This is a genomic window from Bacillus sp. FSL K6-2841, assembly GCF_037976435.1.
Taxonomy (GTDB): domain Bacteria; phylum Bacillota; class Bacilli; order Bacillales; family Bacillaceae; genus Bacillus; species Bacillus pumilus.
The window spans coordinates 2672961-2685483 of record NZ_CP150266.1; the positions used below are offsets into that span (position 1 = coordinate 2672961).

A 12523-nucleotide genomic window follows, 5' to 3' on the forward strand; every position below is an offset into this window, starting at 1 on the left:
GGTGTCTTAGGAGGTTCTTTTATTAGATTTCTCTTCTTAATGCTGATAATACATTCGTTTTTGTTGCTTTACGTGCTGGGTTGAGCCCTGAAAGGATCGCTACCCCTGCACTAATCACTGTTGCCGTAATCACAAGGCTGAGTGGAATGTAGGAGAAGGTGATCGAGAATTGATCACTTGCCCCTCCCTCTGACATGGACGTCAAAATAGCTGGAATGATTAAATTGACAGCGAAACTAATGATATATGAGATGATAATACCGATGATCGACCCAATCACCCCAATATAAGCACTTTCCATGAGGAACATTCGCTTAATAATGGATGGATTCGCGCCAATGGCTTTCATAATCCCAATTTCTTGTGTCCTCTCTGTTACAGCCATTGTCATCGTATTGAAAATCCCGATCGCAGAAATAATGACCGCAATACATCCAACAAAAATAAGTCCAATTTTGAAGACTGTAAAGAACATATCCATTCCTTCGAGCTGATTCGTCACAGAGATGACTTGGTATCCCTCATCTGTCAGCTTATTCGTAAGCGCACCAACATTGTCGAATTTATCTGCATAGACAGAGGTCATTTTCTCGACATTTCCTGCTTCAGGAGATAGATCGAGTATTTGACCAAATTCTTTTTCATACGCATTCGGAATGAGAATTTTATGATCCTCTTGCCACTCCAGATTTGGCTTTTTCATGACACCTACTACGCGGAAATCAAATGTTTTTTCTTTGACAACTTCATTTTCTTCATTTAATTTTGGCACTTTGATTTGGATCACTTTATTTAAAATATCCTTCGTGTAGCCTTTAGGCTCTTTTGGCATTTCTTCACCATTTGATGTCTGATTTAATTCTTTTTCATAGGCTTCGCGTTCTTTTTTTGTCCACAGTTGTTCAGCCATATGATACCCGACCACAATTTCGTTCGCTGATGTTGGGACTTTACCTCGGTCTAGCTCAAGCCCTGCTTCTTTTTCTTCTTTCATATCGGTCAAAGCAACCTGCGTTTCACCTGAGCGGTCATCGAGCTCGATCTTTACCGATGGAGTGAGCGCCGTTCTTGAAACGACAGATTTCACATGATCATATTTCTTTAAATCATCTGTATTGACGTCACCTTTTTCCTTGCCTAACACTTTCACTTCTGTGATGATTTGCTGTTTCATGATTTCATCTTGCGCTGATTTTTGCAGACCAAAACCGACAGATGCTAAAACGATTAAGAAAGAGCATGCCATTGTCGTCGCAAGAATGGTCATAAACACACGCAATCTATTTTTCTTCATGTTTCTTCTAATGAATTTGACCTGATCTCTAAATTTCAATGGATTGTTCCCCTTTCTTTAATACACCATCATGGAGCTGGAACGTTGTATCTGCGATGGAGGCCACTTCATCGTCATGTGTAATGATGACAAATGTGATTCCTTTTTCACGATTGAGCTGCTGGATAAAGGCTAAGATTTCTCCTTCGGTTTCTGAATCTAAACTGCCTGTTGGTTCATCCGCTAAAATAATAGATGGATTTAAAATCAAGGCTCTTGCAATACTCACACGCTGCTGCTGCCCGCCCGACAACTCATTCGGATAATGCCCTGCATGATGTTCTAGACCTACTCGTTTCAGCATTTCTTTTACTTTCGCCTTTCGTTCAGACGGCTTTACACCTTTTAAAGTGAGCGGAAGTTCAACATTCTCATACGTCGTTAAGCTCCCGATCAATTGAAAGCTTTGAAAGATAAAACCAAAGTGATCTAAGCGGAAGTCCGCCCATTCTTTTTCATTAAATCCAGTCACATCGGTACCATCAATGACAATTTGTCCGCTCGTTGGCGTAATATATCCTGAAATTAAATTCAATAGGGTAGATTTCCCCGAGCCACTTCGCCCCACTATACAAGCAATGTCGCCTCTTTTGATGGACAGGTCAATCCCTTTCAGCACAGGAATCTCATTCTCTCTGCCCTTTTTACCAATTTTAAACACATGATCTAACGCTTGAATCTGAATCATCTCTACTCCCCTGCTCTCTGTTTATCTTTTTCGATATATTAAGAAATAACTTGTTAATGCACCTACTACGCCGCCGATGATCATGCCAACAATATAACCCAATATGGAAGTGTCAGAAGAAAATCCAACCCATCCAAATCCTAGAACACCGAAGACAATGACCAAAATCTGAATCGGTCTATCCATTTTTGAGTAAAGGAAGAAACGACCATTTCGTTCAATAGGATGCTTCATAAAGCTAAACAAACCAATGAGATAAAATACAATCATCATCACAATAGGTATAATGAATTCTTCACCAGTGAACCAAAGTGGATATTTATCTATATCTCGAAATTGAAAACGGTCTGTTATATAAGTAATTGGGGCGATAGGCATAATAAAGTATTCATAACTGACATCGACCCAATGCCTATTCGTTCTTAAAATAAAATCTAAATGAAACATCGGAAGCCAAATTAATAAATATGGCAATATCGCTGTACTGAATGTAACAATGGCTTGACTAATTGCGCTTCCTGTTAACGCACCTGCTGCAAGACACAAACTATAAATCATTAAGGTTGATACGAGTGCAATGAAGTAACCACTATTAAAGTCAAACGTCTCTTTTGGTTGAGTGCCTAATATGAGTAAGTAAGTGAGAAAATATGACAACACATGAACAAGCGTTATGATTCCGGCACCTAAGAAAAACTTTGTATGATAAATGGTACTTCTGCTAAACGGCAAGGATAAAGTAAAATCAATTTGTCCTTTATTTCTTTCATATCCCAGCTGGATAATCGCAAAAAGCAAGCCCATAAGCCATGAGAGGGCGATAAAAATATCAGAACTGAAATTATAATAAAAGTATTGATCTCCGATTGTACATGTGGGGTCGTTTACACAAGTTTGAAAGGACGAGTATCCCAGTAAAAAGGATAATGGCGTCGTAAAGACTGCAACCAGCATCACTAAAATAAATGTCAGCTCTGATTGCTTCCACTCTTTATATAATAATTGCCGCTTTACCATCTCCGTTTCCCTCCAAACTTTGCAATGAATACTTCTTCTAAATTCACAGGCAGTTCATGCCATACTTTTGGCTGCAGCGACTTCAAGTACTCTTTAGCCTCTACATCGGTTTTAAGAACAAGCGCTGTATAAAAAATGCCCGCTTGATCTAATATAGCAACACCATTTTTTCGTATACTCAAGTTCATATCTTCTTCAAAAGCCATCTGGATTTTGACATAATCATTCTTTAATTCATCAAGATCCATGACACTTGTGAGTTGATTTCCTTCTAAAAACCCGATTCGGTTACACATACGCTCAATATCCTCTAATCGGTGCGATGTGATGAGAATCGACGTTTCACGTTCCGCTACCTCGTCGATCATGAGCTGAAGAACATCATTTCTTGTGACGGCATCAATACCATCTGTCGGTTCATCTAACAGAATCACGGCTGGCTTGATCGCAAAGCTTAAAATTAATGACAGCTGTTTTTTTAACCCTGTCGATAGTTCGCGGTATTTTACTTTTTCCGGAATTTCATAGCGATTCACAAGCTCATTGGCATATGTCACGTCAAACTTCGGATAAATATGCTTTAACAGCTGGACAAGCTGTCCGTAATTGTATCTGTCAAAGTAGGGATTGACGACTGGCATATACACAATATTTTGCTTCACTAACGGGTGGTCTTTCACAAGCACATCTTTAAAATAAATCTCTCCTTCATCCGGAAGAAGAATTTGCTGAATTAAGCGGAGAAGTGTTGTTTTACCAGAGCCATTCCTGCCAAGCAAACCAAAGATCTCACCTTCGCCTAATTTGAAGGAAACGTTACTGAGTACTTCACGTCCGTTTAATGTCTTCGATACATTTCTAACCTCAATCAACTTTTTTTCCTCCCTCAAGACTTGAGCCGATCTCTTCTATCCATTCCTTCAGTTGTTGAATATCAATACCGGCATAATGAGCTTCTATAATGAGTTGTCTTAATTGCTCCTTCATCTCCAATACCTTCCCTTCATTCAGCTTTAACTGAGCCTCTTCTGTTACATACGTACCGCGGCCTCTTAGTGTTTCAATAATCCCTTCCCGCTCAAGCTCCTTATATGCTTTACTGACGGTGTTTGGATTGGCGATGATAATAGTGGCGAGCTCTCTGACAGAGGGCAGTTTGTCACCAGGTTTCATTACACCTTTTAGACATAAAATTTTGAGTTGCTCAATGATTTGTTCATATATTGGCGCAGCGCTTCGTGGATCTATTTGAATCATGATGGCTCCCTCTTTCCTCATTCATGCTTTTGCAGTCCTATTGCTTGTTCATGCCCTTGCATTAAAGGGATTGAATTAAGTATCAAATCTTTTTGAACTTCAAAACCAATGAAAACGAGAACGAAAAAAAATGTACATGCTAACAAAACAGCCAGCACCATCCACTTTAAATTGATTGGTTTTTTTTCTTTTTTCATGGTTGAACACCTTTCTTCACTTTTTAAGTGTCTTTAGTGTATTAGTTGATGTAGTACACTTAATACAATATAGACACTCAAATAAAAAGTCAATAGCCTTTCAAAAAATAAAAAACAGACCCTTAAAAAAGGATCTGTTCATCATTCGTTGTCGTAAGAAATACCTAAAATCATTTGATTTTGTAAGCTTTGAATTTGAACACGTGCTCTGTCTAACCGCTCTCTTTGCTGGTCATTGGCGACATCCTTTAATTTTTCTAATTCGTTCACCGCATCTTCCAGCATAAGCTGCGCCTTAGAAAATTCATCCTCATTATAATGCTCTTGACGTAAGTTCAAATCAAATTGCTCATTTGCAAACTCAAGGGTTTCAGTACTTTTTTGGATAAATTCATCGATTGACTGCCTTGTTGCCATCCTGCATTCCCTCCATTTCATCATCGCTCCCGCCTATTTTGCCCACGTAAAGCTTTTTCACTAAAGAAAATGTTGGACAGATTCAATTGTCCTCCTTCATGATTTTTGTTAAACTTTAAGGATGCCTATTATTACGCAAGGAGGTTACTGACTTGGATCAGCATAACCCTTTTTTATATTCAAACAGCGAAAAACGCTATCACACATGGAACTATCATTTGCGAGAACACTTTGGCCATAAAGTATTTAAAGTGGCCTTAGATGGCGGCTTTGACTGCCCAAACCGTGATGGTACTGTAGCCCATGGAGGCTGTACATTTTGCAGTGCCGCAGGATCTGGTGACTTTGCAGGAAACCGGGCGGATGATCTCGTCACTCAATTTAACGAAATCAAAGACCGGATGCATACAAAATGGAAAGACGGAAAATATATGGCGTATTTTCAGGCGTATACAAACACACACGCCCCGCTTCCTGTTTTAAAGGAAAAATTTGAAACCGTGATGAATTTGGATGGTGTGGTTGGTTTATCAATTGCGACAAGACCTGACTGCCTGCCAGATGACGTGGTGGAGTATTTAGCTGAATTAAATGAGCGCACTTATCTTTGGGTAGAGCTTGGTCTTCAAACGGTTCATGAACGGACAGCGATGCTTATTAACCGTGCCCATGATTATGAATGCTACGTAGAAGGTGTAGAAAAACTGCGAAAACACGGCATTCGTGTCTGCTCGCATATTATCAACGGCTTGCCTCTTGAAAACCGTGACATGATGATGGAGACCGCAAAAGCTGTAGCTGATTTAGATGTGCAAGGAATTAAAATTCATTTGCTTCACCTTTTAAAAGGAACCCCAATGGTCAAGCAATACGAAAAAGGCAAATTGGAGTTTCTCAGCCAGGAGGAATATGTACAGCTTGTTTGTGATCAGCTGGAGATCCTGCCGCCAGAAATGATTATTCATCGTATTACAGGCGATGGCCCGATTGAATTAATGGTTGGTCCAATGTGGAGTGTAAACAAGTGGGAAGTATTAAATGCCATTAATGCTGAGCTTGAAAGACGTAACAGCTACCAAGGCAAGCGTTTCGTCAGATTGGAAGAAGCAGCAAAATGATCTTGAAACGCATGCTCCCTTTTAGTAAAGAGCTATTAGAACGGGCTTGTCAAAAAGGTGATGTCGTCATTGATGCAACGATGGGAAATGGCCACGATACACTCTATTTAGCTGATCTTGTCGGTCATGATGGACAAGTTTTCGCATTCGACGTACAAGAAGAAGCCATAGAGCAAACACGCAAAAGGCTTGGCGAGGGATATCCTTATGTTCATCTGATTCACGATGGTCATGAAAAACTGGCTCATCACCTGCCAAGAGATGTTTATGAACATATCTCAGGTGCGGTGTTTAACCTTGGGTACTTGCCCGGAGGCGATAAAGCTGTCACTACTCAGGCTCATACAACCATTGAAGCCATTGAGCAGCTCCTCAACTGGCTTAAACCCGGAGGTCTGATCGTCCTTGTGATCTATCATGGACACCCTGAAGGGAAAAGAGAAAAAGAAGTGCTTCTCGACTATTGCAGATCACTTCCTCATGAAGAGGTACAAGTTTTATCATATCAATACATGAATATTCAAAACGACCCGCCTTTTGTGGTCGCCATTGAAAAAAAGCTCAAATCCTAATGGATTTGAGCTTTTTTATGAGGATTTCATCCAAGGCATTTTCTGATAGGTCCGGTAAGCTCTTCCGTTGATATAGAAAAAGAACGATGTTTTCCCGCTTGATCTGATCAGCCGTTTTGCCAGCTTATTCATCTCTTTTTGGGCTGTTACTTTTTCATCGGACAAATAGACTGCCAATAATCCTCTGTTAATCAATTTGTGAAAGTTTTCGTGCGGAATGCCTTTCAGCTGCTCATCCGCTTTTTCAATAAAATGCTGAAGTCTATCCATCATCTCATGATGAGAAGCATAGTAGGAGCAAAAGTTCAGATCTCCCCCAAGCCTATCTTCTTCTTGGTCAATTAAATAATCAAGTAAAATGTGCAGACCTTGAATATAAGGGAAATAGCTTTCGTAAATTTGCTTCGCCTGCTTTTCTGTAAAGTTCGGCTGCAGCGCGTACGCCACAAGACAGAAAATCCCTAACGTTGATCCTGCACAAGCTGAAAATTCATACCATTCCATCTTAGGTAAATCCTTTTCATATTGGCGGAACCACGATTCTAGCCGTGGCACACGCTCATGAGGAACGACGTGTTTATGTACTTGCAAATCACTGTAGTAATCGCACAGCGTGTGTAAATATGGCTGAATGATCGGATAATGCTTAAGGCGCGTCAGTACGTCTTGACATGTGCGGACAAGCGCGTGTAAATACCCATGATCCTCTTGATCATCACGGAATTGGTAGTAAGGTTTGAGCTCAGCATGAATATCAAGCGCATCTCTCATTGCTTGATGCAGCATATGAAAATCTTTTGGATCAAGCGACGTACTGCGGTCACATAGGTTATCTAAGTAATCACTGATGGTTTGATACGCCACAATGAATTCAATACACGTTTCTTTCTCCTCACCTGCTAGAAGAGATAAAATGCCTCCGCCTTCGCAGTGAAAGGTTTTACTTGATATGCTCGCTAATGCCTGCGTACGCAGTTCTTCATTTTCAATCATTTCTGCATGAGCCCGCCACTTTTTCAGCTCCTGATGCACAAGCGGAAAAATATCTTTATACACCTTGGTCATCAGTGCAAAAGGACGCTCTGGTACTGACAAATCAATCCACCCCTAACTTAAAGCTCACTATCAAATATATTGATCTGTAAAGGCTCTTGCTGCCTTAAACACATCTTCTCTTTCCGGTTCATTAAAAATTTCGTGATACAGGTCTTCCCATTCACGATATGACTTATTGGTTGATTCAATGCCATTGAACCATTTGATCACCCTCGTTTTATCGACAATCTTATCATCGCCCGCCTGCATTAAAAGGAGCGGAATCGATTTAAAGACATTCGTTGGCTGCATGGCCGCATCAATATTTTTGATCAGCTCTCGGTACCAGCGAACCGACACCTTTGTTACGTAAAGGGAATCATTTGAGTCTGCCTCAATCACAGCCTGATTTCGTGTGGCAAGTTCAATCGACAGTCCTGACTCGACTTTAAAGGACGGTGCCAGCACATTTAGACCTTTTGATGCAAAATCCATTAGCTTCTTTGGTTTAAATTGCAGACCTAAACAAGGTGATGATAAAATAAGGCCATCAATCTTCGTATGGGTATACTGCTTGACCCACTCAATTGAAACGAGTCCGCCCATACTGTGACCAAGTAAAAAAGTAGGAAGCCTGAATGATTTCGCATGTTCGATCCATTCATCTACTGTATCAATGTATTCTTGAAACGAACGAATGTGGCCGCGCGCACGTGTCGATGTCCCTTGCCCAGGCAGGTCACCCATGACGACGTGATAGCCGGCATTTCGCCACATTTCGATCAGCCATTTATAGCGGCCGTGATATTCGCTCGCACCATGTACAATCACAATTGTACCAACTGGTCTTTCAGCATGCCAAGTCCACAAAGTAAACACCTCACAAATGTTGTATTAAGAAGGGAAGTCGAAAAAGTGATTTATCCATATCATCAGTTTACACCTGAGATTCACGAATCGGTCTTTGTCGCAGAAAACGCCACCATTACTGGAGATGTCACGATTGGAGAATATTCAAGCGTTTGGTTCCAAACGGTCATTAGAGGCGATGTCGCTCCTGTGAGAATTGGAAAAAACGTCAATATTCAAGATTTATCCTGTCTGCATCAAAGTCCTGGAAAAACACTTCTTATAGAAGATGGTGCTACCATTGGACACCAAGTCACATTACATAGCTCAATCATTCGAAAAAATGCCCTCATAGGTATGGGGTCTATCATTCTCGATGGTGCAGAAATTGGCGAAGGTGCCTTTATCGGTGCAGGTAGTCTTGTCCCTCAAGGAAAGGTTATTCCAAAAGGGTCACTCGCTTTCGGCCGTCCAGCCAAGGTCGTCCGTCAATTAACAGATGAAGATATCCAAGACATGGACAGAATCCGTAGAGAATATGTAGAAAAAGGACAATACTATCGTTCCCTTATATCCCGTTAACATCATACGCGTATCTTCACTTTATCATGTTTTTTTCAGGATATTAAGCAATAACTATGAACCGCTTGTTATTTTACCCTTTTCCACTGCTTTCTATCATGACAAAAAAGGTTTTCAGCTCTGTGCTGAAAACCTTTTTTATTAACTAAAGATGACTTCTTTCGGTTGGTGATTCAACTGCTCTGGATCAATGCTGCGCTCTACATAAATGCTGTGCCAAATCATAAAGATAAGGACGGTCCAAATTTTACGGCTATGATCTGCTTTACCAGCACAATGCTCATTTAATAAATCAAGCACATACTCTTTGTTAATGTATTCATCTGTTTGACTGTTTTTGATGATGTCTTTCGCCCAAGCATTCATCTCATTTTTCAGCCAATGACGAATTGGCACAGGGAAACCAAGCTTTTTACGGTTTAACACGTGGTCAGGCACAATGCCTTCTGCTGCTTTACGCAATAAATATTTCGTTGTGCCATCTTTTGTTTTCAGCTCTTCTGGAATTTTAGAAGCCGCTTCAAAAACGACCTTATCAAGGAATGGAACACGAAGCTCAAGAGAATTCGCCATCGTCATCTTGTCTGCTTTCAATAAGATGTCTCCGCGCATCCACGTATGGATATCAACATATTGCATTTTGTTAATATCACTGTAGCCTGCGCTTTCCTCAAAGTATGTCTTCGTTACGTCACGATACGTGATGCTTGGATCATAATGCTTTAAGAGGTTTTTCTTCACTGGCTCTTCAAAGATTTTCGCATTACCGATATAACGTTCCTCTAATGGCGTACAGCCGCGAACGATAAAGCTCTTCCCTTTCATTCCTTCTGGCATTAAACGAGCCAGACGAAGAAGAAGCTTTTTCAGCATAGATGGAACAGATTCAAATGGTTTAAGAGAAAGAGGCTCACGGTAAATATTATATCCACCGAACAGCTCGTCCGCTCCTTCACCTGAAAGAACTACCGTCACTTGTTTCTTCGCTTCTTTTGCCACGAAATACAATGGAATCGCCGCCGGATCAGCTAATGGATCGTCTAAATGCCAGACAATCTTCGGAAGCTCATTCATATATTCCTCTGGAGTAATAACGGCGCTGAAGTTTTGTAAGCCTAGCTTATCAGCTGTTTCCTTCGCAACATCAACTTCACTAAAGCCATCCTGCTGGAATCCAACAGAGAATGTCTTTAGCTCAGGGTGCAATTCCTTTGCGACAGACACGATGAAGGAAGAATCAATACCACCTGACAGGAATGAACCAACAGGTACATCACTTCTCATGTGAACTTTCACAGAATCATAGATGGCATCACGTACTTCTTCAATTAACTTCTGTTCTTGTGTTTGCTCAGGTTTGAATTGAACTTTCCAGTATGTCTTAAATTCGATCTCCTGTCCTGGGCGTAAAATAAACTGATGACCAGGCTCAACTTTATGCACCTTTTGATCAAGCGTATTTGGCTCAGGAACGAATTGGAACGACATGTACTGCTGCAATGAAGTCTCATCAAATAAAATGTTCTCGTTCACAGCCATCAAGCTTTTACGCTCAGACGCAAAGTACACTTGCTCTTCCATTTGTGTAAAATAAAGCGGTTTAATGCCAAAAGGATCTCTTGCGCCATATAATTGCTGCACTTCTTTATCCCAAATTAAAAAGGCAAACATCCCGCGAAGCTTAGAAGCCGCCTCTTCTTTATAATGACGGTATGTGGCAAGCAGTACTTCCGTATCAGAATCTGTGCTGAACGTATAGCCTTTTTTCACAAGCTCTTCCTTCAGCTCCACATAGTTATAAATTTCTCCGTTAAAAATAATCCAATACTTTTCATCTTCATAAGAAAGCGGCTGCTTTCCATGCTCAACATCTATAATACTTAAACGTCTAAATCCAAATCCTACATGCTCATCATGAAAGTAACCCTCATCATCCGGACCACGGTGAACGATGAGACGATTCATTTGTTTAATTAACTCTTCCTGCTCAGTAGTTTCGGACAATGGACGGTGATTAAACACACCAACAAACCCACACATATTATTGCCTCCACGTTATGTTATTTCTTAAAAGTAGACCTATAATTAGACAGTTATTTGTCCGATTTTGTTTCACATTTTTTCGCTTTTTGTAGAATTTTTTTTAATCAAAAGGAAAACCGCTTAAAATAAGCGGTTTTATATGTTGTTATTGTCCTAATGCTTCTTTACGAAGTGTATCGGCCTTATCCGTTTTTTCCCACGGAAGATCTAAATCATGACGGCCGAAATGTCCGTATGCAGCTGTTTGTTTGTAGATCGGACGACGCAGGTCAAGCATTTTAATAATGCCAGCTGGACGAAGATCAAAGTTCGCACGAACCACTTCAATTAATTTTTCTTCAGAAGCTTTTCCTGTTCCGAAAGTATCAATTGAAATCGAGACAGGCTGTGCAACACCAATTGCATAAGCAAGTTGTACTTCACAAGAATCAGCAAGGCCTGCAGCTACGATGTTTTTCGCTACGTAACGAGCAGCGTATGCCGCTGAACGGTCAACCTTTGTAGCGTCCTTCCCAGAGAAAGCACCGCCGCCATGACGAGCGTATCCGCCATACGTATCAACGATGATTTTACGTCCAGTTAAACCAGCATCCCCTTGAGGTCCACCGATCACGAAACGACCAGTTGGGTTAATAAAGTATTTTGTCTGTTCATCAATTAGTTCACTTGGAACGACAGGGTTGATGACATGCTCTTTTAAGTCGCTTTGAATTTGTTCAAGCGTCACTTCTGGTGCATGCTGTGTAGAAATAACCACTGTATCAATACGAACAGGTTTATTTTGATCATCATATTCTACTGTTACTTGGGTTTTTCCATCTGGACGTAGATAAGCAAGTGTTTGATCCTTGCGAACTTCAGTTAAACGAAGAGATAATTTATGTGCTAGTGAAATCGGTAGCGGCATAAGTTCTTCGGTTTCGTTGTTGGCAAAACCAAACATCAATCCTTGGTCACCTGCACCGATCGCATCAAGTTCTTCTTCAGTCATTGTGCCTTCACGTGCTTCAAGCGCTTTGTCTACACCTTGCGCAATATCAGCAGACTGTTCATCAATGGATGTGAGCACTGCACATGTTTCCGCATCAAAACCATATTTCGCACGTGTGTAGCCAATTTCCTTAATCGTGTCACGCACCGTCTTTGGAATATCGACATAAGTAGACGTTGTAATTTCTCCGCTTACTAATACGAGACCCGTTGTAACAGAAGTTTCACAGGCAACACGTGCATTTGGATCTTTCTTTAAAATTTCATCCAAAATGCTGTCTGAAATTTGATCACAGATTTTATCCGGATGTCCTTCCGTCACTGATTCTGAAGTAAATAAACGACGATTTTGACTCATAATGGCTATTTCCTCCTGTACAAGACCACATCATCCCAAGATGAGGTCTCCAATATGATACGGAACT

The 12523-nt window shown here is 40.7% G+C and carries 14 protein-coding genes; 3 read left to right on the top strand and 11 right to left on the bottom strand.

Translation table 11 applies throughout. The features are described from left to right. Window positions 1-22 precede the first annotated feature (22 nt). The 7 genes from MHH68_RS13570 to MHH68_RS13600 form a co-directional block, all read right to left on the bottom strand. Complete coding sequence (locus MHH68_RS13570) at window positions 23-1333, bottom strand: FtsX-like permease family protein (RefSeq protein WP_339163559.1); 1311 nt, start codon at window positions 1331-1333, stop codon at window positions 23-25. Continuing rightward, a complete protein-coding gene (locus MHH68_RS13575; RefSeq protein WP_095409340.1) occupies window positions 1323-2021 on the bottom strand; it encodes an ABC transporter ATP-binding protein in 699 nt (232 codons plus the stop codon). Before MHH68_RS13575 ends, MHH68_RS13570 begins: the two co-directional genes overlap by 11 nt. Before the next feature lie 21 nt (window positions 2022-2042). Next, window positions 2043-3038: an ABC transporter permease subunit gene (locus MHH68_RS13580; protein WP_339163562.1), complete on the bottom strand. Its 996-nt coding sequence runs from the start codon at window positions 3036-3038 to the stop codon at window positions 2043-2045. Beyond that, window positions 3032-3910 (bottom strand): ABC transporter ATP-binding protein, encoded by an 879-nt coding sequence (locus MHH68_RS13585; RefSeq protein ID WP_041815864.1) that lies wholly within the window; start codon window positions 3908-3910, stop codon window positions 3032-3034. The genes MHH68_RS13580 and MHH68_RS13585 overlap by 7 nt, the downstream gene beginning before the upstream one ends. Then, complete coding sequence (locus MHH68_RS13590) at window positions 3903-4295, bottom strand: GntR family transcriptional regulator (RefSeq protein WP_044142160.1); 393 nt, start codon at window positions 4293-4295, stop codon at window positions 3903-3905. Before MHH68_RS13590 ends, MHH68_RS13585 begins: the two co-directional genes overlap by 8 nt. Before the next feature lie 17 nt (window positions 4296-4312). After that, window positions 4313-4492 carry a hypothetical protein gene (locus MHH68_RS13595; RefSeq protein WP_012010969.1) on the bottom strand — a complete coding sequence of 60 codons (180 nt, stop codon included), beginning with the start codon at window positions 4490-4492 and terminating at the stop codon, window positions 4313-4315. 141 nt (window positions 4493-4633) lie between these two features. Continuing rightward, window positions 4634-4909, bottom strand: coding sequence for a YtzC family protein (locus tag MHH68_RS13600; protein WP_034665376.1), 276 nt, complete (start codon window positions 4907-4909; stop codon window positions 4634-4636). Between the two features lie 152 nt (window positions 4910-5061). Between MHH68_RS13600 and MHH68_RS13605 the strand changes: the two genes are divergently transcribed. Next, the gene (locus MHH68_RS13605) at window positions 5062-6027 is read left to right on the top strand and encodes a TIGR01212 family radical SAM protein (RefSeq protein ID WP_012010971.1); all 966 of its coding nucleotides are present in this window, start codon (window positions 5062-5064) and stop codon (window positions 6025-6027) included. After that, window positions 6024-6599 carry a class I SAM-dependent methyltransferase gene (locus MHH68_RS13610; RefSeq protein WP_339163566.1) on the top strand — a complete coding sequence of 192 codons (576 nt, stop codon included), beginning with the start codon at window positions 6024-6026 and terminating at the stop codon, window positions 6597-6599. The genes MHH68_RS13605 and MHH68_RS13610 overlap by 4 nt, the downstream gene beginning before the upstream one ends. 15 nt (window positions 6600-6614) lie before the next feature. Here MHH68_RS13610 and MHH68_RS13615 read toward each other — a convergent pair whose 3' ends face one another. Together MHH68_RS13615 and MHH68_RS13620 are read right to left on the bottom strand one after the other, a co-directional pair. Beyond that, window positions 6615-7694 (bottom strand): tetraprenyl-beta-curcumene synthase family protein, encoded by a 1080-nt coding sequence (locus MHH68_RS13615; RefSeq protein ID WP_339163568.1) that lies wholly within the window; start codon window positions 7692-7694, stop codon window positions 6615-6617. A gap of 30 nt (window positions 7695-7724) precedes the next feature. Next, window positions 7725-8504, bottom strand: coding sequence for an alpha/beta hydrolase (locus tag MHH68_RS13620; RefSeq protein ID WP_058015001.1), 780 nt, complete (start codon window positions 8502-8504; stop codon window positions 7725-7727). A 45-nt stretch (window positions 8505-8549) separates the two neighbouring features. Between MHH68_RS13620 and MHH68_RS13625 the strand changes: the two genes are divergently transcribed. Then, window positions 8550-9065, top strand: coding sequence for a gamma carbonic anhydrase family protein (locus MHH68_RS13625; protein ID WP_058015000.1), 516 nt, complete (start codon window positions 8550-8552; stop codon window positions 9063-9065). Window positions 9066-9206: 141 nt separating this feature from the next. Here the strand turns inward: MHH68_RS13625 and asnB are convergent, their stop codons facing one another. Together asnB and metK are read right to left on the bottom strand one after the other, a co-directional pair. Continuing rightward, the gene (gene asnB, locus MHH68_RS13630) at window positions 9207-11105 is read right to left on the bottom strand and encodes an asparagine synthase (glutamine-hydrolyzing) (protein ID WP_339163571.1); all 1899 of its coding nucleotides are present in this window, start codon (window positions 11103-11105) and stop codon (window positions 9207-9209) included. Between the two features lie 148 nt (window positions 11106-11253). After that, window positions 11254-12456, bottom strand: coding sequence for a methionine adenosyltransferase (metK, locus tag MHH68_RS13635; RefSeq protein WP_058014998.1), 1203 nt, complete (start codon window positions 12454-12456; stop codon window positions 11254-11256). Window positions 12457-12523 lie beyond the last annotated feature (67 nt).

Excerpts from the sequence above, each read along its gene's own strand:
- MHH68_RS13590 (WP_044142160.1), bottom strand. The coding sequence starts at position 4,295 with ATGATTCAAATAGATCCACGAAGCGCTGCGCCAATATATGAACAAATC.
- metK (WP_058014998.1), bottom strand. The coding sequence starts at position 12,456 with ATGAGTCAAAATCGTCGTTTATTTACTTCAGAATCAGTGACGGAAGGA.
- MHH68_RS13600 (WP_034665376.1), bottom strand. The coding sequence starts at position 4,909 with ATGGCAACAAGGCAGTCAATCGATGAATTTATCCAAAAAAGTACTGAA.
- MHH68_RS13580 (WP_339163562.1), bottom strand. The coding sequence starts at position 3,038 with ATGGTAAAGCGGCAATTATTATATAAAGAGTGGAAGCAATCAGAGCTG.
- MHH68_RS13595 (WP_012010969.1), bottom strand. The coding sequence starts at position 4,492 with ATGAAAAAAGAAAAAAAACCAATCAATTTAAAGTGGATGGTGCTGGCT.
- MHH68_RS13575 (WP_095409340.1), bottom strand. The coding sequence starts at position 2,021 with ATGATTCAGATTCAAGCGTTAGATCATGTGTTTAAAATTGGTAAAAAG.
- MHH68_RS13610 (WP_339163566.1), top strand. The coding sequence starts at position 6,024 with ATGATCTTGAAACGCATGCTCCCTTTTAGTAAAGAGCTATTAGAACGG.
- asnB (WP_339163571.1), bottom strand. The coding sequence starts at position 11,105 with ATGTGTGGGTTTGTTGGTGTGTTTAATCACCGTCCATTGTCCGAAACT.